Genomic DNA, 486 nt, shown 5'->3' with positions numbered 1-486 from the left:
CCGTCAGCGCCATCTGCACCTGCGGGCCCTGTCAATCCTATTGGTCCCTGAGGTCCTATTGCCCCGTCGGCGCCATCTGTTCCGTCCGCACCCGCCGGTCCCTGAGGTCCGGTTGCTCCGTCCGAACCTGCCGGCCCCTGAGGTCCGACTGCTCCATCTGCACCTGGAAGTCCCTGTATTCCTTGTGGCCCCGCCGGTCCCGTTGCTCCATCAGCGCCATCCACTCCGGCAGGTCCTGTCAGTCCTATCGGTCCCTGTGGTCCGACTGCTCCGTCAGCACCATCTGTTCCGTTTGTTCCATCAGCACCCGCCGGTCCCTGAGGTCCGGTTGCTCCGTCCGCGCCATCTGTTCCGTTTGTTCCATCAGCACCCGCTGGTCCCTGAGGTCCAGTCAATCCTATCGGCCCCTGAGGTCCGGTTGCCCCGTCAGCGCCATCTGCACCGGCAGGTCCCTGTATTCCTTGTGGCCCCGCCGGTCCTATTGCT

The 486-nt window shown here is 64.8% G+C and carries 1 pseudogene; it reads right to left on the bottom strand.

Annotation, left to right across the window (positions count from 1 at the left end):
• Nucleotides 1-486: pseudogene (locus IAG46_RS17580) on the bottom strand (hypothetical protein); the annotation flags it as partial.

It is taken from the genome of Flagellimonas sp. S3867, from assembly GCF_014698935.1.
GTDB lineage: Bacteria > Bacteroidota > Bacteroidia > Flavobacteriales > Flavobacteriaceae > Flagellimonas.
This window is presented reverse-complemented; position numbering and strand designations above follow the sequence as displayed.